The following is a 22,429-nucleotide window of genomic DNA, read 5'->3' on the forward strand; positions in this document are numbered from 1 at the left end:
CTCTTCTCAGTCGATGAACGTCGCGCGTACGCTGCCAAGCCCTTCAATGTGGGCGGTGAACGTACCGGGTTGGGTGACGGCGACCATGGGGCCCAGCGCCCCGGTCAATACGACATCGCCCGCGCGCAGCGGTGTGCCAAGCTGCACCAGGCGGTTTGCCAGCCAGACTGCCGCGTTCAGCGGGTTACCCAGGCAGGCACTTCCGTTGCCGCGCGAGAGCACTTCGCCGTCGCGCGAGAGCGTCATGCCGCATGCGCTCAGGTCGATATCGGACAGCGGCACAGGGCGGCTGCCGAGTACGAACAGCGCGCTCGATGCGTTGTCTGCCACTGTGTCGACAAAGCGGATGTCCCAGTCTTGAATGCGACTGTCAACCACTTCGATAGCGGCCAGCGCGTACGCTGTTGCGCCGAGGATGTCGACGAACGTGTGTTGCTCGCGTGTCAGGTCATGCTGCAGCACGAGCGCAATCTCAGCTTCCACTTTCGGCTGAATCAGGCGCGCCAGCGGCATGGGCTGTTGGTCGCCATAAGCCATGCTCGCGAACAGTGCGCCGAAGTCCGGCTGATCCACGCCGAGTTGCTTCTGCACGACCGGCGATGTCAGGCCGATCTTGCGGCCAACAATGCGCTCGCCGTTCGCCACGCGTGCGTCAATGTTTGCCTGTTGCACGGCATAAGCGGTTGCCATGTCATCGATGGCAATGTCGCCGCGCACTGGCGCGATGGTGGTGCGCGAGGCTTGCGCTGCGCGCAGGCGCGCGGCGAGTGTGCTCACGATCTTGTGATCGGACATCGGGTTCTCCTTGATCAGGTCAGGCTGCGGCAGCCAGTGTGCTGGCCGGGTCCGCATGCATGGTGGCGAAGCCCGCAATCCATTCAGGGATGGCGCGGTAGTAATCGAGCGAAGCGCTGTACGGGCCGGAAGCCGCAAGGGCCGCAAACGCCGCAACCCATGTGCGGATCTCGTGCGCCGACTTGCCGCCCTCGCGCGTAATGGCGTCGTTGGTCATGCCGTCCACGGCGGCCAACTCGCCCGAGGCGAGACACGCGAGGAAGGCGCGGTCCCACTCGGGGTTGAGCGGATGCATACGACTGTCACCAGCCGCAAACGCCTGCGCGGCCGCCACCGTGCGAGCCTGGCGCGCCGCGCGGGATTCCGCAGACTGATTGCGTCCGGCGATCAGCCGTTCGGCGACCTCGGCGCTTGCACCCATCAGTTCAGGCACCGGCGGCTCGTGCGAAATGCCGCCCGACCCAACGATCAGCACACGCTTGCCCGTGCGGGAAAGAAAGCGTCCGACGGCATCGCCAAGCAGGCGGGCACGGCGCAGCGTCGCCATCGGGGGCGCGACGGAGTTGATGAAGACGGGAATGACGGGGTAGCGATCGATGCCGCCGGTCAGCGCCTCGAGAGCATCTGCGCAACCGTGGTCGACCTGCATGCGGTACGAAAAAGCGACGTCGACGTCTGCCGCGAGCACGTGCTCGGCCAGCGCTCTTGCCAGGTCGCTTGGCACCGGCAGTGTGCCGGCCAGGCTTTTGAAGTCGCCAATCGCGGTGGCCGCTGCCCCGATGCAAAAGGGCGGCATCACGTCATAAAAGAAGCCGTTGAAGTGATCCGGCGCGAAGATGACGATCAATTCGGGGGCGAACGCCCGCACACGCTCCCGCGCGGCAGCCTGCACGCGCTCGACCTCGGCGACGATGTCAGGAGCGGGGTCGAAGTAGCCGTGCAACGGCGTATGCGAGAGACATTCCAGGGTCATCGTCATCGTCATGCTCCCACTGCTTGTGTGGCGGTGATGGGTTCGGGCTGCGGGCGCGGTGATCGCGATGGCGGTGTCGCGCAGGTTTGGGCCAGCACATCGGTCATGCCAAGCTTTTCGGCCAGTGCGACGATGGCATTGGAGACTTCCTGCGGACCGCACACACCAGCGACAAAGCGGTCCGGACGCAGCAAGACGACCGATGCCGGCTGGTGGCTGAACCAGTCCTTCAGCCGGCCGGTCACATCACCGATGGCAATCACGCCTTGCGGCACGTCGTCGGTGTGCTCCAGTTGCACATCCGGTTTCGCGATGACAAAGCGCATGCCGGCTTTTGCGCACAGGGCACGCGCTTGCTGCGTGAGCCCGAAGGTCGGGTCTGTACCCCAGCCGATGATGGCAAAGCCATTGCCGATCACATCGTCTAGCAGCGCGAGCCGCCCGTCGTCGGTGCGTACCCGCGGCTGAATGAACAGGCGGCCGACAGGTGACCCAGCGTGCGGGTCACGCCCATAAGCCAGGCGCCCGAGGAATGAATCGCGCTTCTCGCTCATCAACCCGAGCAGCCGCCCCGGAGCAGAGTTGCCGGCACGATCCAACACGCGGGCGAGCCAGCCGCCGGTCCGGGCGGGCGGTGGCAGCAGAACGACACCCTCTTCGTAGCGGGGCATCGGTTTGAAACGCATTTCAACAAAGTAGCGCTTGACCGACGGCAGGATGTTGAACGTGCGCACAAAGGCGTCTCGGAACCGAACGCCAAACCGTGTGGTGGGAGCAAAGATGTCACCCGCCACTTCGGAAAGATGGATCATCGAGCGGGCGTGGGCCCGGCGCTCGGAGGTGTAGGTATCGAGCAGGCACTGGTCTGCCTGGGCCTTCACGACCATTGCGAGCTTCCAACCGAGATTGTTGGCATCTCGGATGCCGCTGTTGTAACCCTGGCCCTGCCAGACCGGCATGATGTGTGCCGCATCACCCGCAAGCAGGACGCGGTTGACCCGGAACGTCGACGCCAGCCGTGCGTTGTGGGTGTAGACGCGTTTGCGAATGTAGTCGACCTTGTCCGGATGGGCGACGACCTTGCGGATCAGGGCTGCCATGTTCTCAGGCTTGGACAGCTCCTCCTCGGTTTCGCCAGGCATGACCATGAACTCGAAGCGGCGGATACCATGCGGAAGCGCCGCCGACACATAAGGCCGTTCGTGATCGCAATGCAGGTAGACGTGGGGGCACCCGAGCGGATCGTTGCGTACGTCCACGACAATCCATTGGTTCGGTTTCGTGCGCCCCTCAAACGGTACCTCCAGCGTACGGCGCACGAGACTGTTCCCGCCATCAGCGCCGACCACGTATGCAGCACGGATGGTGTGCAGTTCCCCGTCGGCTGTACGCGTCTCGATGGTCACGCCATCGGCATCCTGCCGTAGGCCTTCGACCCCATGACCGAACAAGACCTGCACATGCTCGAAGCGCTTCAACCCCTCGAACAGCACGCGATCGGCCAGCGGCTGGATAAAGGCATTACGGCGCGACCAGCCAAACTCGTCGGTGCGCGGCTCAATGGACGCGAAGCAATGGCCGTCGCGTGTGACGAAGCGCATCCAGTGGTCGGGCGTCGTGTGCGGCAGCAGATCGCTGGCCAGCCCAACGGCCTGGAACACCCGGAAGGCTTCGTCATCCAGCCCAATGGCACGCGGGTAGTCGATCAGGTGGTCGAGCTTTTCGACCAGCGTGACGCGCACACCCTGTAGACCAAGGATGTTGGCGATCATCAGTCCCACCGGGCCGGCACCGACGATGACAACCTCGGTTGATAAGACGGTGGAACGGCTATCCGGTGCCGTCTTCGTGGCGAACTTATTCATTGAGTCTCCTATTCGCAAGGCGAACGCGCCCCTACGCCAGACGCGTGTCGGCGCTGTGCTGCAATCAATTGATTAAAGAACGGCCCGAGGCGGCCGCTCGTCGGTCAGGCGCTGTTGTGGTCTGACGATGTGCTCGGCAAAGCGAGGGTTGCACTGCTGGTTGTCTGGGCGCGGATCAGCCCGGGAAGAGGCTGATAGTGGGCTCGACAAATCATGGGGGGCGTCTCCGTTGTATGTCTGGTTTTGAGAGGAGTCTAGGCACGGACGCACACCCGCTCAACAATTTCTCCGAAATGTGCATAGAATGCACATCGTTGATTATTAGGGGATTTTTCCGTGGGAACATACGCAAACGTGCGCGGCCTGGCGCGCGGCCTGCAGGTGTTGCGGGCACTCAATGCCATGGAGAACGGCCGTGCAACAAGCCAGCAATTGAGCGAGGCGACGGGCCTGCATCGGACCACCGTCCGGCGTTTGCTGGAGACACTGGTGGAGGAAAATTTCGTGCGTCGCAGTGTTTCCGACGACACCTTCCGGCTCACACTCAACGTGCGCGCTCTCAGCGAGGGGTTCACCGATGACGAGCGCATTGCGACCGTCGCGCCACCGATCATGGGCCAGTTGATGCAGCGCGTGGTGTGGCCTTCCGACCTGACAACGCCGGACGGCGATGCCATGATCATTCGCGAGACGACGCATCGGTTCAGCCCGCTGTCGTTTCATCGATCGATGGTGGGCCGGCGTCTACCAATGCTGCTAACTGCCTCTGGGCGTGCCTACTTTGCTATGTGCCCCGAGGCTGAGCGCGAGGACATTCTGGAGCTATTGCGCTCGGGAGCGGGCGGGGAACAGCAACGCAAGCTGGCTTTAGACGAAACCTATATCCGCAACCTCGTTCGCCAAACGCGTAGAGATGGCTTTGGCTCCAATCATGGCGATTGGTCAGACCAGCGAAAAATCGGCGCGGTTGCTGTAGCGATAACACTGGATGGCCGAGTGCTCGCCAGCCTGAATGTCGTTTATCTGGAGCAGGCAATCAACCAGGCTGAGGCAGTGCGGCGATTCGTGCCGGAGCTACAGCGCGCCGCGGCGGAGATGCTCAGCCTCTTGGCGAAAGCGCCATATTGAGCAACTTGCTCCTATACCGCCGACGGTCTGCGTGCCCCGCCTCCATACGCCTGACCACGACCAAGCGGCCATGGGCAAGCAACCCTTTTACCCCCCCCCAAAAAGCACACGGGCCCAGCGACAATTCCTCATTTTGCACATCGGCTGGCGCAGCATGTTGCTTGTCGGTGGGGTGGTGCCTCATTTGCTCGTGCCGGCACTATGGTTGCAGGTCAACCGCTGGCGATCTACGCGGTGCAGCAGATCGGCAAAACAACTACTGGGAGGCCATTGTCTGTCCCGGGGAAAATCCGTCAATGATGGCCTCAGCCATCCTTGTAGCGCCCCGCCTGGCCATGCCAATGCTTTCCCAATGGTCGGTCTGCAACGCGAAAATACGAGAATGTTCAGTGCCAGGAGGTGTCCCCTCGTCGCAGATCAACACAGAAGCGCTGTAAGACCGATCAGGACGCCGTTCATGCCATTCACGAGGCGGGTCAAAGAGGTAGATCAGGGGGTAAACATCGAACCCCTTGTAGCGGCAAGTCGGATAGGCGTCCACGGCAGTCTCCTTTGAAAGGGGTGGCCCCACTGTACGCTCTTTACGCTTGCTTCGTCGCACTATCCTCGAACAAGAAAGTGCGGACAAAGCGGCCTTTATACGCCACGTGATCCCGCCGGTTTGAGATCTCCTTGCCAAGGCTGCACGCGCATATCGAGGGTATGGTCGCCCTGTGCAGTTTTCGCGTGAAGGCTGTCGCGAATCACCTGCCCAATGGCCAAGCGACACAACGTCTCGACGCTGCCCATGGCTGCGGATGCCAGATCGGGCGCACTTGCCAACACCCTGAAGGACCGTCTCCCTTCACCCACGAAACTGGTGAACTGCACGCAGTTCGGCTGCCCATCGCGGATAAAGCCGACCGTGATGGAATACGCCATGCTCTTTGCAGCTCCGGGGAGAGTGCAAAGAAAGCTCGTCTTGTCTGACGCATGAGTCATCATGCTTCCTGGCTGGTCCTGCGAGCAACATGCCTCGCCAACGCAATATCAAAAAGGCCGGCGCTACAGAAACACGTCGCGCGCGTTACAGCGACGCTACCGATTCGCCGGCTACCAAACCATTGATGACGTCCTCTCCGAACTTCAGCACGCCCCGTCTGGCGGTACCGACGTTCTCCCACGCAGTCGGAGCCATTCGAAAAACGCGCGAGTGCTCGGCGCCAGGTTGATGTCCTGTGCGGCAGATCACTACCGATGCGTTGAACGTGCGATCGGGACGCTTGCGTGGCCATGACTGGGCCGTCTCAGTCCTGTACACCAATGGATACAGGTCGAAACCCTTATACGTGGCTGACGGGCTTGCATTCATGACTGGCTCCAACCGATGGTGTGCGTGATCGATGCCCGGCTAGACATCGACATTGACTGCTAACGGCAATCCGCTGACTAGCCGCGGCGGTTATGAGTCCGCCCCTAGATGATCGACGGTGATCTCGAGCATCCGATCCCCACGGTCTGCTTGGGTATGCATGCCCAACTGCGCCCGCAGAAAGCGGTCAAGCATGCACTGCAACAGGCAGAGATCTTGCCGATCTGCGTGCATCAATTGATTCATGAGTTCGTGCGTAAATGCGATCGTCAGCGTTCTCTCACGCCAGATACGACTGTCGAACTCAGGCACTTGCCAGTTTGCTCCGAGCACACTCGGTCCCGAGCGCCAAGTCTGCACATCTTGCCCGGTTATTTCGTCCAGCACCGGTTTGGTAAACGCGACAAGGTCGAGCATCACGGATCTCCATGACTTACATCGCGAGTCGGAGCATCAACGGGCAAGCGACCGTGTGCGGAACGAGAGGATGGTGCCCCACTCTACTCCCATATATGCATGGCTGGGGGGGCGGGCGGGAGCACGAGAGGTGTGAGCGACGAAAAAAAAACCACGACGCGGGGTTCTTCCTTGCAGCTTGATCGATCAGATCAGTTCAATCTTGGTCGCCACCGGGCCTTTGGGCCTACGCCGGAGACAAAGCCGATTTTCTGTTCCTCTTGGAGCGATTTGAACCCATTGCTCCGAACCTCAGAGAAATGCGCAAACAGATCGTTGCTGCCTGCATCAGGCGCAATGGAGCCAAAGCCCTTGGAGTCGTTGAAGCGGCATGTAGCGCAGGGGTTGCAAGAAACTGTTACTATGCGCCATCTTTGCCCGTCGTTCGAACCGATCGGGCTGGGTGCCTGGCAAGAAGACATACAAAGCGCTGGCCACCCGTCGGGCGTACACCCGAATCACCTTGGGCCATACGGCCCATCACCTACCTGACCGGCGGTCTATCCGCTCCGTATGCAGCGCGCATGTACTGGCGTGCCGGCCTACGCAAGTACGGTCACCTCGTTGCCAATCGCTCTCGCCATGCATTTGTACGCATGCTCCAAAGCGTTGGCCTTACCCATCGTGGCGTAGCTCATCAACCGGAAGTGGATTGCCCACGTGCTCCACGCCTGCATCAGCGCTCGCCCGAACCTAGCACTGTATTGAACAAAGTCGACTCCCCGTACACGGTATCCGTGTACCCAATTGAACAAGAACCTGGCGTCTGGTTTGCCACCTATCTCATCAACGAGTACAGGGATGGCACGGAACGCCTCCTCGCCAACGTCTCGATGCGCCACAACGTACACGGCACCGAAGCGCTCGCGAGGAATGCGGCGCGGCTTGCCGGAAGAGCAGCCATCGCACGTCTGACGCACCGTCACAAGAACTGAATCACGTAAGCCGCCTTGGGCGGCTTTTTCGCTTGTAGCAATGGCAGGCGCAACCCCAAAGTCAAAGGGAAGGAAATCACCATGTCTGTCAGCGAAGAATGGGAAGAACTGCATCTGACGCCCGAGGGCTGGAAAGATGGCAGCTATCGGCACGTACCCGGTGATGCGGTCATCGTCACGCCACCGGCCAATGATGTGCTGACCGTGCGCAGGCATGTGGCTGCGGTCTACGGCGGGCCGTCGCGCGTAACAGAAGATCGAACACCGCGCACCGATGACATGAGCCAGATCGAGCAATTGCTGTTGAAGTACGGCGCTCCCGTCTTTGGTGTCTAGTCCGACGATGATGCGGAGGAACGCTTCATAGTCCAATGCCACGGTGCGTTACCCAGCGCCCGCGCCATATCAGGTCCACGTTATTTGAGAGGAGTTGGCATGACACTCTGCCGCGCTTGCCTTGCGATTGAAATCCACAGACTTGGTGCGTCAGGCCATGCCTTCCTAAGGATCACTGACACACAGCGCATCAAAGCTTCCAAGACTGCAGCCGTCACGGTGAGCACGTTCGCATGCCGCACGTGCGGCGCGAGCTGGACCTACCGTGAAGGGAAAAACGTGCCCAACCCGGGATGGTCGCTTGGCCAGGAGCCGCCTTCATGGGTTCGTTAGCCTCTGGCGTATTACCCGAGGCTTTGAGAAACGCTTGGCAACGCCTCAGGAAACTCACTCCAGGAGTGCAACATCGTGAATCGACGCTCCCAGTTCGTTCAGCGCGCACGACTTAGTCTGTTAAGGCTATTCGCCCCGCTGCCGTTGGCATCGCCTTCGGACACGACTAAGCCGCATCCAGCAAGCTCGGTTGCTGGCGCTCTTGGTGGCGCTTAATTGCACGTTTGATACTACTCATGTGCCCGCCAAACATGCGTGCGATGGCTGTCTTGGTCATCTGGCCGGAGCACCAAAGGCGTAACGCTTCGGATCAGACCATGACCCAGACCTCCAAGACCCACGACGGCTGATGGTTGTCCGCAAAGACATAACGCGTTTGCACATCGGCGCGGGGGCCAATCGAATAGAGAGCTCTAAGTTGGCTCCGGGACCGAGAACATCCGATAGATGCCGGTTACAGCTTGAATCCAGCAGTAGAGTCCATCCCCTCGGGCACGACCCGGTCCGCAGCACGCCGCAGGCATTCCAGCATAGCGAACACCGCAGCGCGCTTCACTCCATCCTCGCGCCAGTACATCGATACCGAGCCGAAGCCGGCCAAGCGTAGCGGCACGATGCGCAGGGCACCCAGTTCTTCCAGCCGGCGCGCCGTGCGGTGTGATGCAAGCCCGATCATGTCGCTGTTGTTGAGCAAGGTGAGATTGAGGATGGTCGAGTTGCTCTCGATGCAGTCGCCCGGCAGAGCCCGCTCGGCGCTGGCGAGTGCCGCCTCCAGCGCGTTCCGGATCGGTGTGCCACGCGGCCAGATTACCCAACGGTAGCGTTGCAGCGCTTCCCAGGTCACGTCGCCGCCGACTGCCAATGGGTGGCGAGGACGCGCAACAAAATGGATCGGCTCCATGTACAGCGATTCGGTCCGCACCTGGGCGTCCTGCAACTCCGGTGCAGACCGGCCGACCACGATGTCGAGCTCGCTCCGGGCGAGTTGCGCCATCAGCCGGTCCATGGTGGTCTCGATCAGCCGGACCTGCGCCTTTGGCAACCGCTGCATCAGTTGCAGGACAGCCAGCGGCACGGTGTCGGCGGCAGACGCGCCCGATGTGCCCACCACCAGACCACTCCCGCCTTGTGAGATCGGTGCCGGCATCCAGCTTGCCGCCAACGCATTCGCCGCACTCGATGCATTGGGCGTCGGCCAAGCGGCACGCAGCCGCGCGGTCTTTACCGACTACCTGGAACTGCGCGACGCTGTCGACGCGCATACCATCGCCCGCGTCGATGTAGGCGAACCCTATCGCCAGCGCTTCGGCAACCCGTATGCGGTCATTCATCGTGCCGACATCCATCTGTCCATCTTTGAGGCGGTGCGGGAGCACCCTCTGATCCAGTTCCGCACCGCAACACGCGTGGAGCGGCTTGTGCAGGACGGCAATGGTGTGACGGTCATCGACCAGCACGGCGAACATCACCGCGCGGACGCCGTGATCGGGTGCGACGGTGTCAAATCGGCCATCCGCCAAGCTCTGGTGGGCGACGAGCCGCGCGTGACTGGGCATGTGGTCTACCGCGCCGTTGTCGACGTCGCCAACATGCCTTTGGACCTGCAGGTCAACGCGCCGGTGGTGTGGGCCGGCCCGCACTGCCATCTGGTGCACTACCCACTACGCGGCGGGCAGCAGTACAACCTTGTGGTGACCTTTCACAGCCGCGAGACGGAAACCTGGGGCGTGCGCGACGGCAGCAAAGAAGAGGTGCTGTCGTACTTCGACGGCATCCATCCGCTGCCACATCAAATGTTAGACCGACCAACGTCGTGGAAGCGCTGGGCCACCGCCGACCGCGACCCGGTCGAGCATTGGAGCCAGGGCCGTGCCACGCTGCTGGGTGATGCCGCCCACCCGATGACGCAATACGTGGCCCAAGGCGCCTGTCAGGCGCTGGAAGATGCCGTCACGCTGGGCGCCGCTGTCGACGCCGCTGACGGCGACTTCGAAGCCGCCTTCAAGTTGTACGAGCAGGCCCGCATTCCGCGCACTGCGCGCGTGCTGTACGCCGCGCGCGACATGGGCCGTATCTATCACGCCAAAGGGGTCGACCGCATGGTGCGCAATACGCTATGGGCTGGCCGCTCCCAGACTCAGTTCTACGACGCGCTGCAATGGTTGCACGGCTGGCGCGCCGAGCAGTGCCTGAGCCCAACCCCCTGGCTCTGACCGCCTATGCCGCGACCCGTACCCGGTCGCGGCATCCCCCGATTTCATCAGACCGTGTAAGCCGGTAGCCGACGTAGCTGCCTGCCGCGTGTTGACACTCGCCTCAATCCTGGCACTCCGGAGGAGACCACCATGCCTGCCAGCCCACCGCTCAACATCACAAAATTCATCGACGAGCATCCGCTCTCGCCCTTCCAGGCGACGATCGTCATACTCTGCTTTCTGGTCGTGGCTATCGACGGCTTCGATACTGCGGCCATCGGCTTCATTGCTCCCGCGATCCGCGCGGAATGGCACCTCGCAGCGGCGCAGCTCGCACCATTGTTCGGCGCCGGCCTGGCGGGGCTGATGGCTGGTGCCTTCATTTTCGGTCCGCTCGCAGATCGCTTCGGGCGAAAGAGCGTGCTGATGGCATCAGTCCTGTTCTTCGGCTTGGCAATGCTGTCGATGAACCTTGACATGCCGACTTTGTTCGCGGTGATTGGTATTCCAGCACTAGTTGCCGGTGCGACGATGCTCTTGCTGGGAATCGTACGACGAACGATGGCGATGCGGCGGATGGCAGCAACCTGATGTACGCGTTGGCGCGACCGCTTTCCCAAAACAAATGTCCATGATCTGTTTTTTGTCGGCGTAAACAGTATCTGTCTGTGCGGCTTGCGCCCTTGGCCATCATCCTCATGAAAACCCGTTGATGCTTCATAGCAACGAGTACGTGAGGGTCGGCCTCAAACAGATCGACGCATTGCGAATCCCGCAATGCAATCCATGCCACCCTGCATCAAGAGAGTTTCATTCCATGGCTCTTTCGCTCTGGATCTCTACCAAGAGGCGGGGTGCATTGCTTCCTTGCCAAAGCGGCCGTAGCCCTATGATCTCGCGCGCCTCGGCCGGCGTTGTGGGCTTGGAGCCATCTGATGCACCAGGCGAACGAGCCGTTCAACCAGTTGCGCATTGGTTGCTAGTTCTCCCTGCTTGCAGTCCAAGCTGGCTTCGCGCCCGCGGACCAAGTAATTGGTTGGCCGGATGTCGTGGTGCGCGTTGACAACGAGCCAGTTAATACCTGCGTGGGTACCGGTGGTGCGCATCCACCACGTACAGGTACTTCACCGGGTATTCCAGGAACATCATCGAGATCTCAGCAAACCCCGCGGTGAGCAGCAGCACCGTGTCGGCAGGCTTGATGAGATCGCGCATCTGCGTGGCGCGCAAACGCAGCCGGGCCGTAGCCTCGCGGTGGCGCTTGGCGGTGATTTCGTACATCGAAGTCTGGTCGATCGAGCGCGCGATCACATACGCCACCACGCTCGCCAGCATCAGCGGCAGCATCACCGCATAGCAGATCATCGCCTCCCGGATCTGAGCAACTGCAACTGACGACTGAAGCGCTTCATAGCACTTTCCCAGGCTCATTCAGCCTGCAGATAGGCATCCGTTTCTGCGACTTCCTGACCAGCCTCCTCTGCCGCCTCCACTTGCCATAGCAGTCTCAGGACAGGCCACTGATCCGTGATCAGACCCCGCATCTTGATTCAATGTTTTTACGCAACATGTTTCCTCTATAGGGGAAAGCGACAAACAGTGAAATGTGATGCAGGAAAGTTTTTATTTGGCGAAAAAGTACGAAATCAAGGGGTTTACCTGATGTGCGTCGCCTTGCCGACGTCAACCAGCATCTGTAATCTATGTCTATATATTTACCTTTATGGATTGCACGCACGGCATCCATAAGGGTCGATGCCCCCTAGTTGGAGAGCACCGCGACGGCACCCAGCACGGCACTGCCCGATCGAAACACGTTATGCGTTAAGCGACGTGCCCGCCAAGCTCGATCCACTGGAAGCAGGAAATTAGATCGGGGAGATTGCCATCACGATCCACGAGTCCTAGTCGATCCTCGACTCTGACAGCCGAGGCGGCCCGCTGCACCGCCGCTTCAGGCCTGGAGCACGATGACTTTCCCTCAACGCTGGTGGGCGCGCATGCGTTCTTGGAGCGCTGCGTTGCATCACAAGTTATCCCGACATGCCGCATGGCAGGAGCCAATCGTCCACCTACGGATTTTTTACCAAACCAGACGAGGGGGAATCCTCGTCAACATGAACAAAAGAAGAAAGAGGAGACGCTTATGAAGATCAAAAGCATTGCGGCTGCGTCGGCGCTCGCATGCGCGGGGAGCGCGTATGCACAAGGCAGCGTGACGCTATATGGCGTGGCTGACGTCAGCGTTGAGTACACGAATCACGTTGGCGCAATACCTTCGGCAGGCAACGGCTTCAATCCAGGGCCCAGCAACCGCATCTTCCGCATGGGTTCGGGCAGTTTGTCGGGCTCGCGCTGGGGTATTCGTGGCACGGACGACCTTGGCGCCGGATTGAAGACAATCTTCGTACTCGAGAGCGGCTTTGCGGCGACGACAGGCCAGAGCCAGCAAGGCGGCCGGCTGTTTGGCCGCCAGGCGTTTGTCGGGTTGCAGAGCGCCAGCCTGGGACAGGTGACTTTTGGCCGGCAATACACCTCGATGTTCGATGCCCTGGCCAACTTCGTTCCCGCTACCTATTCGACGCTTTACGAGCCGGTGGTGCTGCAGCATGGTGCCAGCTACCGGGAAGACAACACCATCAAATACACCGGGCAGTTTGGTCCGTTGTCGGCATGGGCTCACTGGTCTTTCGGGGTTGGCCTGACCCAGCCGCAAGTGGCTGCCGGTGTGCCAGCGTTTGGTGGCAACGGCGAGGTTCCCGGACAGTTCCGGCGCGATAGCGCATACGGCGCCGCCGCAGCGTACACGGTGGGGCCGTTTGCCGCGGCTGTCGGGTACGACCAGTGGAACCCGACGATTGGCGCTTCGAACGGCGCTGTCAAGAAAGCGTCGGTCGCGGCAAGCTATACCGTTGGCCAGGCGAAGCTCATGGGCGGCTATCGCTGGGGACAGAGCAAAGATGCAACCGACACCGTGATGGTGCGTGACGATTACTACTGGATCGGCGCCAACTATCAAGCAACGCCTGCTGTGGGCCTCACGCTTGAGTATGCATACGACAAGGTGAAGAACCTGTATGGGAATACGAATGCGCCCAATCCCTGGCAGATCGCGTTCATTTCGACGTATGCCTTCTCCAAGCGCACGGATGTCTATCTGACCACGGCATACGCAAAGAACGCCGGCCTGACGCTTGAATCCTTGGCGACCGGCTATCTCACCAGCCTTCCCTTGGGCACCAGCTATGTCCTGCCAAACGCCGGGAGCTCAATGTTGGGCGTTGCTGTCGGCCTGCGCCACAAGTTCTAGCGAAGTTGACGACCTGTCCAGCGCATGCATTTGCTGGACAGGTGGCAAGCAATACTTCAAACGGTGGCGGCGCCTTTCCAGCGGTCTCCATTTCGCCTCCACCCATTTTTTTGGCGCTTTTGCATTTCGAATGCACCGAAGCGGAATCGAGCTTGCCAGTGATTAGTCACAGCGCGGCGCACATGGTGATGCGGTACGTGCGGAATGCCTGACAGGCAGCGCACCCCAGCACCAGCGTTGATCACCGCGTTGAGAATTGGAGCCTGCGTATGACGTTGTTTGTTGTGCTTGCTGCATTGGGTTTTCTGATGTTCGCGGCCTATCGGGGCTACAGCGTCATCCTGTGTGCGCCCATCGCTGCGCTGGCGGCGGTGTCGCTGACCGAACCCGCAGCCGTTGCCCCTGTGTTCTCCAGCATCTTCATGGAAAAGATGGTGGGCTTCGTGAAACTGTATTTTCCGGTCTTCCTGCTCGGCGCCGTGTTCGGCAAAGTGATCGAGCTGTCTGGCTTTGCCGGCGCCATCGTGGCCGCTGCGATTCGGTATATCGGTCGCTCGCGTGCGAATGTGGTGATCGTTGCGGTGTGCGCCCTCCTGACATACGGCGGGGTTTCGGTCTTCGTTGTCGTCTTCGCGGTCTATCCGTTTGCAGCTGAACTCTATCGCCAGAGCAACATTCCGAAATGGCTGATGCCCGGAACGATCGCGCTCGGATCGTTTTCATTCACGATGGATTCGCTACCTGGCACGCCACAGATCCAGAACATCATTCCGACCACATTCTTCAAGACCACCGGCTGGGCGGCTCCCGCACTTGGAACGGTCAGTGCCATCTTCATGGTTGTCGTTGGTCTCGCCTACCTTGAATGGCGCCGGCGCAGTGTCATGGCCAAAGGCGAAGGCTATGGCAACGCACTTCTGAACGAGCCAGAACATGTTGCCGCCCAGGCGCTGCCCAATCCTTGGCTGGCGATCATGCCGCTCGTTCTGGTGGGCGTTGCGAACTTTCTGCTCACCAAGTGGATTCCGGACTGGTATGGCACGTCATACACCGTGCCGCCGGAAGTTCTCCCCGGGGTGCATGCGCCTGTCACCACGCCCATCAAGACCGTGACTGGCATCTGGGCAGTCGAGGCCGCTCTGATGCTTGGGATTGCCCTGGTGATCCTGACCGCTTTCCGACGCGTAGTTTGTGCGTTCGCGGCGGGAACAAGAGCAGCGGCGGCGGGCGCATTGCTCGCGGCGATGAATACGGCATCGGAATATGGCTTTGGCGCGGTCATTGCGGCGCTTCCCGGTTTCGTGATGATCGGCGATGCACTCAAGGCCATTCCTGATCCGCTCGTGAATGCTGCGGTGTCGGTCAGCACGCTGGCGGGCATTACGGGTTCCGCGTCGGGCGGCATGAGTATCGCGCTTGCTGCCACGTCCGACCTCCTGGTCAAGAACGTGCAGGCTGCGCAGATACCGATGGAAGTGCTTCATCGTGTGGTCGCTATGGCCAGCGGCGGGATGGACACGCTGCCCCACAACGGCGCCGTGATCACGTTGCTGGCGGTGACTGGCCTCACGCACCGTCAGTCATACCGCGACATCTTCGCTGTGACCCTGATCAAAACGCTCGCGGTGGTATTCGCGATCGCCGTCTATTACGTGACGGGGCTGGTCTGACGAATGCCGGTGGTTTTCAAAAAATTCGTCCCGCTTGCGCATCAGAGGTTTGAATGAACGATGCAACTTGAATGACGCTCAGGCAGAGGCACACATCCTGTCAAGCTAACCCGGGCTGCCCCATCGCCTTGATCCAGCCACCATGTCCAAGACGTCGACGATTGAATTCACACCTACCGTTCAGCCTGCCATGCAAAACGACACGACCTCCCAGCCAGCGCGCGTCCTGTGGACGCCTGGCACCGAGCAACTTCAGCGCAGCCGACTGGCCCATTACCAGCGCTGGCTGGCGCAAGAAAAGCGCATTGTGACTCGAGACTACGCCGAGCTTTGGCGCTGGTCGGTAGATGACCTGGAAGGTTTCTGGCAATCGATCTGGGACTTCTTCGACATACAGGCAGACGGTGCGCGAGAACCTGCACTGGGCCGTCAAGCCATGCCAGGGGCGCAATGGTTTCCGAATGCGCGGCTGAACTTTGCCGAGCATGTATTCCGCAACGCCACATCGGAGCATCCGGCGGTCATTGCCCGCAGAGAGGACGGGCCGCTCAAGCACATTTCATGGGCAGATCTGGAGCGGTCGACCTCCGCTCTGGCTGCCACGCTGCGCAGCTGGGGGGTCCAGCCTGGTGATCGCGTCGCCAGCTACATGCCCAACCGCCCCGAGACGCTGATCGCGTTCCTGGCATGCGCGAGCATCGGCGCCATCTGGTCGAGTTGCGCGCCTGACATGGGCGCATCGGTGGTCCTGGACCGCCTGCGCCAGATTGAGCCCAAGGTCCTCTTCGCTGTAGACAGTTACGGCTACAACGGCAAGCACTACGACAGACTCGATATGGTCAACGCCTTGTTGACCGAACTGCCCAGTGTCAGGCATGTCGTGCAGGTGCCAGGCCCGCTTGCCCGCGAGCGGGAAGTCGGCTGGCGCGATCACACCGACTGGGACGCCGCTGTCGCGAAAGATGCCGCGCCTCGCTATGAACGCCTTCCTTTCAGCCACCCGCTCTGGATTCTGTACTCGTCCGGAACCACAGGGTTGCCCAAGGCCATGGTGCACGGTCACGGCGGCATTTTGCTGACCCATCTCAAGGAAATGGCGCTGCAGAACGATCTCCGGCCGGGTGACCGCTTGCTCTTCTTGGGCAGCACCGGCTGGGCAGTCTGGAACCTGCTGGTAGGCGCATTGGTGACGGGTGCATCGATTGTGCTGTATGACGGGCACCCTTCCTGGCCTGATGGCAATGCGCTGTGGCATTTCTTGGATGCGCAGCAGGTGGCGGTATTCGGCACCGGTGCGGCAGTACTCCTGGAGCACAAAAAGAACGGCGTGCGGCCACGCGACTATGCGTCGCTCAAGACATTACGAACGATCCTGTCGACGGGGTCGCCGCTGCCGATCGATGCATTCGAGTGGGTCTATCGGGACGTGAAACCCGACATCTGGCTCGCATCGGTCAGCGGAGGCACCGACATCGCTTCCTGTTTCGTAGCCTGTGCCCCGACGCTGCCCGTGCGCGCGGGTGAAATCCAATGCCCCGAGCTGGGCGTCGCGGCCTATGCATTCAATGAGGCCGGACAAGCCGTCGTCGATGAAGTGGGCGAACTGGTAATCACCAAGCCAATGCCGTCCATGCCGCTGTACTTCTGGAATGATCCTGACGGAAGCCGTTACCGCGATAGTTATTTCGACATGTATCCAGGCGTGTGGCGCCAAGGTGATTGGATACGTTTCACGCCCCATGGCAGCTCGATCATTTACGGCCGCTCCGACAGCACGATCAATCGCTTCGGCATCCGCATTGGGACGGCAGAAATCTACCGCGTCATCGAAGCACTGCCTGAGGTGCGCGACAGCTTGGTGATCGATCTGGAGTACCTTGGACGGCCTTCCTTCATGCCCCTCTTCGTCGTATTGCAGCCCGGGGGCGTCCTTGACGACGCCCTGAGCGAGTGCATCCGGCAGAAAATTCGCACCACGGCCTCGGGCCGGCACGTGCCGGATGCGGTGGTCCAGGTCGCAGAGATTCCACGCACCCTCAGCGGGAAGAAGATGGAAGTCCCCGTGCGCAAGCTGCTGCTGGGCGCAGCGCCCGCAAAGGTCGCCAACCCGGACACCATGCAGAATCCGCGCAGTTTGGACTTCTTTATTGAGTACGCCAAGACGCTTAACCACGACCCGCTCTAGTCGAGCACAGAGACTGGCCGCGCCGGCCACGACTCAGCCGTAGCGAACGGCAACCCGATACCCGCGCATCGCTGTCTTGAGAAGCGCCATCAAGAGGATTCCAGCAGCGTTGCGCGGCCTTGCCGGGTTTCCATCGTGTCTGGCGCACGCCCGGCCAGCATGGCGACGCTTCATGCTGATGGCGCCCGGATGCGAGGTGCTCAGGGCAGTGCCACCACGGCCGAGCCGGTGAGCTTGATTTGCCCAGCCTGATTGCGTGCCGTCAATTCCAGCTCGACGCGATTTTCTTCGTCCTGAACAAACTTGCCCGTGACCTTGGCCTGGCAGCACACCGTATCCCCAAGGTGGGTGATGGCGACGAAGCGGACACCCAGATGGCGCAAGGCCGCTTGATCGACCCAACGGTTGATCACGCGCGCCAAATAGGCGGCGGATAGCATCCCGTGCGCGATCACGTCAGTCATGCCAGCCTGGCGGGCAACGTCGGCGTCGATATGCAAGGGGTTGTAGTCCCCCGAGGCTCCGGCATACACGCCCAACGTGTGGCGCGTGATCGGACCTGCGACCAACCCCGGCAAGAGATCTCCGACGTGGACGGCATCAAAGCGCGGAGTCTTCATGACATGGCCTCCGCCCCTGCCGGGGGAGTTCGAACCACCATCACCGCGCGAAGGTCCGCAACCGGCAAACCGTTGCTGTCCTCGACCCGGGTCTCCCTAACGATAAAACGCAGGGCACCCGCCCTCTTCTCATAAACGTCGACGATGCAAGGTTTGAAGTGCAGCGTCTCGCCAGCGTGCACCACGCGGTGGTATGAGAAATGCTGTTCCGCATGCAAAACGTGTGTGTAGTTGATGCCGAGCCGCTCGTAGATCTCCAGCGGGTCAGGGGCGTCCATTTCCAGACAAAACAGGAAGGTCGGCGGCACGGGCAGGGACGGGTGCCCGGCCGCGCGCGCCGCATTTTCGTCGGAATACACGGGATCGTCCTGGCCGGTGGCTTGCGCGAACGCTCGAAGACGGCCTCGCTCGACCTCCACGCTGAACGGCGTCAAATCAGTTCCAGTGCGCTGGGTGTCAAGCATCGCTGTCCCTCACTGCGCCGTCCAGCCGCCGTCCACACGTGGGGCCAAACCGCCTTGTCAACGCCACGCATTACTTCCACAAAGCACAACGGGTCTCGGCTTTGGTGGTGAATACCTCTTCACCCGGCATGGCAGAGACCACCTTCACGTAGTCCCAAGGGGCTCTCGACTCGGCCGGCGATTTCACCTGCATCAGGTACATCTGGTGGACATAGCGGCCATCGGGGCGAACATAACCCTCAGCGTAAAAGTCCTTGAGCTTGTTCTTGCCAAAGTAGCCCATGATCTCGTCTGCGTCGCTCGACCGGGTGGCCTGAACCGCTTTCAGATAGTTCATCGTCGCTGAGTAGTCGGCGGCCTGGATCTCGGTAGGCATGCGTTTGGTCTTCGCAAAGAACCGGCGGCCGAACGCGCGGGTCTCGTCGTTGATGTTCCAATCCCAGCTGGTGGTGAACAGCAAGCCCTCCGCACTATTGAGCCCCATGCTGTGCACGTCGGTAATAAACAGCATCAAGCTGGCCACCTTCATCTTTTTATCGATCCCGAACTCCTTGGCAGCCTTTAACGAATTGATCATGTCGGTTCCGCCGTTGGCGATGCCGAGGATCTGTGCCCTGGAGCTTTGGGCCTGGAGCAGGAAGGAAGAAAAATCGGGTGCATTCAATGGGTGTTTAATCGTGCCGACCACCTGTCCGCCGGACTTGGTGACCACATCGGTCGCATCACGCCGCAGCGCTTCGCCAAAGGCATAGTCAGCGGTCAGGAAAACCCAGTTCTTGTACCCCTGCTTCACCAATGCTGCCGCGGTGCCACGCGCCAGTGCCACCGTGTCCCAGGCATAGTGGATGGTGTACGGCGAACACTGTTCATTCGTCAGCGCTGAAGAGCCCGCACCGTTGGCGATAAAGACCCGTTTCTTTTCCCGTGCGATCTTGGACATGGCCAGGGAGGCGGCGGAATTTGTGCCACCGATCAGCATGCTGATGTGCTGGACGTCCATCCATTCGCGCGCCTTGGAGGCGGCGATGTCTGCCTTGTTCTGGTGGTCCGCGCTGATCAGTTCAATCGGCAGGCCGTTGACTTTGCCGCCAACGTCGTCAATGGCCATTTGAATTGCCGTAGCACCGTTTTTTCCATCGAGATCGGCGTACGCGCCTGACATGTCCGTCAGGAAACCGATACGCAGCTTTTCCTCAGCATACGCAGCGGGGCTAACAAGTCCGGCCACGCCGATCAGGGTGGCGAAAGCCCTCATCTTGAGCTTCATTTGGTCTCCATCCGTACTGGGAAAAATCGCAACGACCACGGCCCTGAAACAGGGCACTCAACGGTGCCCGAACACCGGTTTGCGCTTTTCAAGGAAGGCCTTCATGCCCTCATGCGCGTCGTCGCTGGCAAAACGGGCATGCAGTTGGCGCCGCTCGAACGCGATACCGTCGCTCAATGACGATTCGTACGCGCGGTTGACCGACTCCTTGATCGCCATCAGCGCGGGCAGCGAGTAGCCCGCGATGCTGCTGGCCAGCGCCAGTGCCTCCTCCATCAGCCGCGCATCCGGCACCACGCGAGACACCAGCCCGTAGCGGTCGGCCTCAACAGCATCGAGCTGGCGCGCGGACAGGCACATGTCCATCGCCTTGGCCTTGCCGACCGCGCGCGGCAGCCGCTGCGTGCCGCCAGCGCCGGGCAGCATTGCCAGCCGTATCTCCGGCAGCGCAAAGCGCGCGCTTTCTGCGGCGATGACGATGTCGCACGCCAGCGCAAGCTCGCAGCCGCCGCCCATCGCGACGCCTGCCACGGCGGCGATCACCGGCTTTCGCACCCGGCGGATCGTTTCCCAGTTGCGTGTGATGAAGTCGCTGCGGTAGACGTCCATGTAGGTCCAGTCCGCCATCGCCGCGATGTCGGCGCCGGCGGCGAACGCCTTCGCACCGCCACCCAGGACGATCGCGCCAATGCCATCGTCGGCATCGAACGCCAGCAACGCCTTGCCCAGCGCATCCATCACGGCGTCATTGAGTGCATTGAGTTGCTTGGGCCGGTTCAGCGTGATTATGCCGACACGGCCCACGCGTTCGACAAGAACGATTTGCGCTTCCGTTTCCATGTACTTTCTGGTGGTGTCGACCTTAGAGCGTGCCGTCGCGCAACATGTCGCGCAGCTTGAACTTCTGGATCTTGCCTGCGGGCGTCGCGGGCATCGCGTCTCGTACGATGAGGCGCTCAGGGATGTACTGCAGCGCAACCTTCTGCGCCTTGAGGAAGGCGACCATCCCGGAAAAGTCGAGCGCATGCCCTGGCTTGGGCACCACCACGGCGCAGGCGCGCTCGCCCAGGCGCGCGTCGGCGTACGCAACGATGGCCACCTGTGACACGGCGGGGTGCCTGTAGAGCAACGCCTCGATCTCGACCACCGGAACGTTTTCGCCCCCCCGGATGATCACGTCCTTGCTGCGGCCGCTGATGCGGATATAGCCCTGCGCATCCATACACGCCAGGTCACCGGTGTCGAACCAACCTTCAGCGTCTGTCGCGTTCAGGTGGGGCCGCTTCAGGTAACCGCCAAAGTTGGAGCACGAGCGCACCAGCAGCCGGCCAACCTGCCCCAGCGGTACGGGCTTGCCGTCAAACTCGACCACCCTGAGCTCAACCCCCGGCAGCGGGCAGCCGTCGGTGGTAAAGGCGCGCTCGTCTTCGTCGTCCAGGCGGATCAGGGTGACGGCCCCCGTCTCGGTCATGCCCCAGGCCGAGACGATCTTCGTGCCGAGAATCTGCCGCGCCTGCTCGACCAGCGGGCCGGGAATGGGCGCGCCCGCACAGAGGAACGTCCGCAGGCTGGGCACCGCATCGTTGCTGTCTTTCACCGCCTTGGTGAGATCCGTGAGGAACGGCGTCGAGGCCATCGTGAAGGTGACACGCTCGGCGCGAATAACTTCCGCCGCCTTGTTCGGCTCCCAGATGTCCTGCAGGACCACGCCCGCTTTGAGCATGACCGGCATCATCAGGCCGTACATGAATCCGGTCTGGTGCGCCATGGGCGAAGCCATCAGGATGGTGTCGTCCTGATTCAACTGCAGACGCGCGGCGTACGGAACGATGTTGGCCATCAACGTATTGGCCGAATGCATGACGCCCTTGGGTTCGCCCGTGGTGCCCGAGGTGTAGATGAGTTGGGTGATGTCGTCCGGGCCCGGCCGATGGTGCGTCAGGATGGCCGCAGCGTCAGGTGCCGCTTCCCACCGGGGCGCCGTAAGCAACGTGTCGAAGCCATCCGGGCCGTCGCTGTCCACGACGACAATGCGCTGCAGAGCAGGCAGATCGGCTTGCAGCGCGCGGGCCATGGATTCGTGGTCGAAGCCCCGGAACGTCTTCGGCACCACCAGCACTTTCGCCTCGCTGTGCCCGAGCATGAACGACAGTTCCCGCTCGCGGAAGATGTGCATCAACGGGTTGAGCACCGCGCCGATGCGCGAGCATGCCAGGTAGAGCAACGTGAACTGCCACCAGTTCGGCAGTTGCACGGCCACCACGTCCTGACGGCCCACGCCCAGCCTGGCCAGACCGACTGCGACGCGGTCCGCCAGCGCCGCCAGCTCCCGGTAAGTGAAGCGTCGCACCTCCCCGGTTTCCACCCGCACCGCGGTCAACGCGCGCTTGTCCGGGCAGGTGGCGACACAGGCATCCAGATCGTCGTTGATGGTGCGCTCGTACCAAACCCCGTTAGCGCGACTCTCAGCCCGGCGTGGTGGCAGCAGGATGGCGTCGAATTGCATGGCGAGTCTCCTTTGTCGTTGGTGTTTGGGAAACAGGCCA

General features: G+C 61.3%; 22 protein-coding genes and 2 pseudogenes. 9 read left to right on the top strand and 15 right to left on the bottom strand.

Annotated features, from left to right (window positions below; translation table 11 throughout):
• Positions 1-6 precede the first annotated feature (6 nt).
• The 3 genes from mhpD to PSUB009319_RS06065 are packed head-to-tail and all read right to left on the bottom strand — an operon-like array spanning position 7 to position 3,633.
• Positions 7-795: a 2-keto-4-pentenoate hydratase gene (gene mhpD, locus PSUB009319_RS06055; protein WP_124381332.1), complete on the bottom strand. Its 789-nt coding sequence runs from the start codon at positions 793-795 to the stop codon at positions 7-9.
• 19 nt (positions 796-814) lie between these two features.
• Entirely contained in the window at positions 815-1,774 is a 960-nt protein-coding gene (locus PSUB009319_RS06060; protein ID WP_124381398.1) for a 3-carboxyethylcatechol 2,3-dioxygenase, read from the bottom strand.
• A gap of 2 nt (positions 1,775-1,776) precedes the next feature.
• Positions 1,777-3,633 carry a bifunctional 3-(3-hydroxy-phenyl)propionate/3-hydroxycinnamic acid hydroxylase gene (locus PSUB009319_RS06065; RefSeq protein WP_124381333.1) on the bottom strand — a complete coding sequence of 619 codons (1,857 nt, stop codon included), beginning with the start codon at positions 3,631-3,633 and terminating at the stop codon, positions 1,777-1,779.
• A 336-nt stretch (positions 3,634-3,969) separates the two neighbouring features.
• Between PSUB009319_RS06065 and PSUB009319_RS06070 the strand changes: the two genes are divergently transcribed.
• Entirely contained in the window at positions 3,970-4,761 is a 792-nt protein-coding gene (locus PSUB009319_RS06070; protein ID WP_124381334.1) for a DNA-binding transcriptional regulator, read from the top strand.
• A gap of 256 nt (positions 4,762-5,017) precedes the next feature.
• On the opposite strand, the gene PSUB009319_RS23165 is transcribed toward PSUB009319_RS06070, so the two are convergent.
• The 5 genes from PSUB009319_RS23165 to PSUB009319_RS06095 form a co-directional block, all read right to left on the bottom strand.
• A complete protein-coding gene (locus PSUB009319_RS23165; protein ID WP_124381335.1) occupies positions 5,018-5,302 on the bottom strand; it encodes a hypothetical protein in 285 nt (94 codons plus the stop codon).
• Between the two features lie 95 nt (positions 5,303-5,397).
• Positions 5,398-5,742 (bottom strand): hypothetical protein, encoded by a 345-nt coding sequence (locus PSUB009319_RS06080; RefSeq protein WP_124381399.1) that lies wholly within the window; start codon positions 5,740-5,742, stop codon positions 5,398-5,400.
• An 85-nt stretch (positions 5,743-5,827) separates the two neighbouring features.
• Positions 5,828-6,112, bottom strand: a complete 285-nt coding sequence (locus PSUB009319_RS23170) for a hypothetical protein (RefSeq protein ID WP_124381336.1) — start codon at positions 6,110-6,112, stop codon at positions 5,828-5,830.
• A 90-nt stretch (positions 6,113-6,202) separates the two neighbouring features.
• The gene (locus PSUB009319_RS06090) at positions 6,203-6,529 is read right to left on the bottom strand and encodes a hypothetical protein (RefSeq protein WP_124381337.1); all 327 of its coding nucleotides are present in this window, start codon (positions 6,527-6,529) and stop codon (positions 6,203-6,205) included.
• Positions 6,530-6,720: 191 nt separating this feature from the next.
• Positions 6,721-6,933, bottom strand: coding sequence for a cold-shock protein (locus PSUB009319_RS06095; RefSeq protein ID WP_260392894.1), 213 nt, complete (start codon positions 6,931-6,933; stop codon positions 6,721-6,723).
• A 339-nt stretch (positions 6,934-7,272) separates the two neighbouring features.
• Here PSUB009319_RS06095 and PSUB009319_RS23175 point away from each other — a divergent pair, with 339 nt between their 5' ends.
• From PSUB009319_RS23175 to PSUB009319_RS23180, 3 genes are all read left to right on the top strand, one after another.
• Complete coding sequence (locus tag PSUB009319_RS23175) at positions 7,273-7,503, top strand: hypothetical protein (protein WP_012434987.1); 231 nt, start codon at positions 7,273-7,275, stop codon at positions 7,501-7,503.
• Positions 7,504-7,584: 81 nt separating this feature from the next.
• Positions 7,585-7,839 (top strand): translation initiation factor 1, encoded by a 255-nt coding sequence (locus PSUB009319_RS06105; protein WP_124381339.1) that lies wholly within the window; start codon positions 7,585-7,587, stop codon positions 7,837-7,839.
• Between the two features lie 99 nt (positions 7,840-7,938).
• The gene (locus PSUB009319_RS23180; protein WP_124381340.1) at positions 7,939-8,172 is read left to right on the top strand and encodes a hypothetical protein; all 234 of its coding nucleotides are present in this window, start codon (positions 7,939-7,941) and stop codon (positions 8,170-8,172) included.
• Positions 8,173-8,626: 454 nt separating this feature from the next.
• On the opposite strand, the pseudogene PSUB009319_RS06120 reads toward PSUB009319_RS23180, so the two are convergent.
• A pseudogene (locus PSUB009319_RS06120) lies at positions 8,627-9,298 on the bottom strand (LysR substrate-binding domain-containing protein); the annotation flags it as partial.
• A gap of 4 nt (positions 9,299-9,302) precedes the next feature.
• Here PSUB009319_RS06120 and PSUB009319_RS06125 point away from each other — a divergent pair.
• Together PSUB009319_RS06125 and PSUB009319_RS06130 are read left to right on the top strand one after the other, a co-directional pair.
• Positions 9,303-10,385 (top strand): annotated as a pseudogene (locus PSUB009319_RS06125) (3-hydroxybenzoate 6-monooxygenase); the annotation flags it as partial.
• Between the two features lie 132 nt (positions 10,386-10,517).
• Positions 10,518-10,958 (top strand): MFS transporter, encoded by a 441-nt coding sequence (locus PSUB009319_RS06130; RefSeq protein WP_124381343.1) that lies wholly within the window; start codon positions 10,518-10,520, stop codon positions 10,956-10,958.
• A gap of 483 nt (positions 10,959-11,441) precedes the next feature.
• Here the strand turns inward: PSUB009319_RS06130 and PSUB009319_RS06140 are convergent, their stop codons facing one another.
• Positions 11,442-11,798: a hypothetical protein gene (locus tag PSUB009319_RS06140; protein WP_124381344.1), complete on the bottom strand. Its 357-nt coding sequence runs from the start codon at positions 11,796-11,798 to the stop codon at positions 11,442-11,444.
• A 715-nt stretch (positions 11,799-12,513) separates the two neighbouring features.
• Between PSUB009319_RS06140 and PSUB009319_RS06145 the strand changes: the two genes are divergently transcribed.
• The 3 genes from PSUB009319_RS06145 (at position 12,514) to PSUB009319_RS06155 (ending at position 17,532) form a co-directional block, all read left to right on the top strand.
• Positions 12,514-13,677, top strand: coding sequence for a porin (locus tag PSUB009319_RS06145; RefSeq protein WP_124381400.1), 1,164 nt, complete (start codon positions 12,514-12,516; stop codon positions 13,675-13,677).
• A 269-nt stretch (positions 13,678-13,946) separates the two neighbouring features.
• Entirely contained in the window at positions 13,947-15,347 is a 1,401-nt protein-coding gene (locus tag PSUB009319_RS06150) for a GntP family permease (protein ID WP_124381345.1), read from the top strand.
• 190 nt (positions 15,348-15,537) lie between these two features.
• Positions 15,538-17,532 (top strand): acetoacetate--CoA ligase, encoded by a 1,995-nt coding sequence (locus PSUB009319_RS06155; RefSeq protein WP_124381401.1) that lies wholly within the window; start codon positions 15,538-15,540, stop codon positions 17,530-17,532.
• 200 nt (positions 17,533-17,732) lie between these two features.
• Here PSUB009319_RS06155 and PSUB009319_RS06160 read toward each other — a convergent pair whose 3' ends face one another.
• From PSUB009319_RS06160 to aliA, 5 genes are all read right to left on the bottom strand, one after another.
• Positions 17,733-18,152: a MaoC/PaaZ C-terminal domain-containing protein gene (locus PSUB009319_RS06160; RefSeq protein ID WP_124381346.1), complete on the bottom strand. Its 420-nt coding sequence runs from the start codon at positions 18,150-18,152 to the stop codon at positions 17,733-17,735.
• Positions 18,149-18,616 carry a MaoC family dehydratase N-terminal domain-containing protein gene (locus PSUB009319_RS06165; RefSeq protein ID WP_124381347.1) on the bottom strand — a complete coding sequence of 156 codons (468 nt, stop codon included), beginning with the start codon at positions 18,614-18,616 and terminating at the stop codon, positions 18,149-18,151. Before PSUB009319_RS06165 ends, PSUB009319_RS06160 begins: the two co-directional genes overlap by 4 nt.
• Positions 18,617-18,686: 70 nt before the next feature.
• Entirely contained in the window at positions 18,687-19,883 is a 1,197-nt protein-coding gene (locus PSUB009319_RS06170) for an ABC transporter substrate-binding protein (RefSeq protein WP_124381348.1), read from the bottom strand.
• Between the two features lie 57 nt (positions 19,884-19,940).
• Complete coding sequence (locus PSUB009319_RS06175) at positions 19,941-20,723, bottom strand: enoyl-CoA hydratase (RefSeq protein WP_124381349.1); 783 nt, start codon at positions 20,721-20,723, stop codon at positions 19,941-19,943.
• Between the two features lie 22 nt (positions 20,724-20,745).
• Positions 20,746-22,389, bottom strand: coding sequence for a cyclohexanecarboxylate-CoA ligase (aliA, locus tag PSUB009319_RS06180; protein WP_124381350.1), 1,644 nt, complete (start codon positions 22,387-22,389; stop codon positions 20,746-20,748).
• Between the last annotated feature and the right edge of the window lie 40 nt (positions 22,390-22,429).

It is taken from the genome of Ralstonia sp. SET104 (assembly GCF_003851545.1).
GTDB lineage: Bacteria > Pseudomonadota > Gammaproteobacteria > Burkholderiales > Burkholderiaceae > Ralstonia.

What these genes read in the sequence shown, in the direction of transcription:
- PSUB009319_RS06175 (WP_124381349.1), bottom strand. Translation starts at nt 20,723, where the DNA reads ATGGAAACGGAAGCGCAAATCGTTCTTGTCGAACGCGTGGGCCGTGTC.
- PSUB009319_RS06130 (WP_124381343.1), top strand. Translation starts at nt 10,518, where the DNA reads ATGCCTGCCAGCCCACCGCTCAACATCACAAAATTCATCGACGAGCAT.
- PSUB009319_RS06160 (WP_124381346.1), bottom strand. Translation starts at nt 18,152, where the DNA reads ATGAAGACTCCGCGCTTTGATGCCGTCCACGTCGGAGATCTCTTGCCG.
- PSUB009319_RS23170 (WP_124381336.1), bottom strand. Translation starts at nt 6,112, where the DNA reads ATGAATGCAAGCCCGTCAGCCACGTATAAGGGTTTCGACCTGTATCCA.
- PSUB009319_RS06170 (WP_124381348.1), bottom strand. Translation starts at nt 19,883, where the DNA reads ATGAAGCTCAAGATGAGGGCTTTCGCCACCCTGATCGGCGTGGCCGGA.
- PSUB009319_RS06105 (WP_124381339.1), top strand. Translation starts at nt 7,585, where the DNA reads ATGTCTGTCAGCGAAGAATGGGAAGAACTGCATCTGACGCCCGAGGGC.
- PSUB009319_RS06155 (WP_124381401.1), top strand. Translation starts at nt 15,538, where the DNA reads ATGCAAAACGACACGACCTCCCAGCCAGCGCGCGTCCTGTGGACGCCT.
- PSUB009319_RS06065 (WP_124381333.1), bottom strand. Translation starts at nt 3,633, where the DNA reads ATGAATAAGTTCGCCACGAAGACGGCACCGGATAGCCGTTCCACCGTC.
- PSUB009319_RS06165 (WP_124381347.1), bottom strand. Translation starts at nt 18,616, where the DNA reads ATGCTTGACACCCAGCGCACTGGAACTGATTTGACGCCGTTCAGCGTG.
- PSUB009319_RS06090 (WP_124381337.1), bottom strand. Translation starts at nt 6,529, where the DNA reads ATGCTCGACCTTGTCGCGTTTACCAAACCGGTGCTGGACGAAATAACC.
- aliA (WP_124381350.1), bottom strand. Translation starts at nt 22,389, where the DNA reads ATGCAATTCGACGCCATCCTGCTGCCACCACGCCGGGCTGAGAGTCGC.
- PSUB009319_RS06150 (WP_124381345.1), top strand. Translation starts at nt 13,947, where the DNA reads ATGACGTTGTTTGTTGTGCTTGCTGCATTGGGTTTTCTGATGTTCGCG.
- PSUB009319_RS23180 (WP_124381340.1), top strand. Translation starts at nt 7,939, where the DNA reads ATGACACTCTGCCGCGCTTGCCTTGCGATTGAAATCCACAGACTTGGT.
- PSUB009319_RS06140 (WP_124381344.1), bottom strand. Translation starts at nt 11,798, where the DNA reads ATGAGCCTGGGAAAGTGCTATGAAGCGCTTCAGTCGTCAGTTGCAGTT.
- mhpD (WP_124381332.1), bottom strand. Translation starts at nt 795, where the DNA reads ATGTCCGATCACAAGATCGTGAGCACACTCGCCGCGCGCCTGCGCGCA.
- PSUB009319_RS06145 (WP_124381400.1), top strand. Translation starts at nt 12,514, where the DNA reads ATGAAGATCAAAAGCATTGCGGCTGCGTCGGCGCTCGCATGCGCGGGG.
- PSUB009319_RS06080 (WP_124381399.1), bottom strand. Translation starts at nt 5,742, where the DNA reads ATGACTCATGCGTCAGACAAGACGAGCTTTCTTTGCACTCTCCCCGGA.
- PSUB009319_RS06060 (WP_124381398.1), bottom strand. Translation starts at nt 1,774, where the DNA reads ATGACGATGACCCTGGAATGTCTCTCGCATACGCCGTTGCACGGCTAC.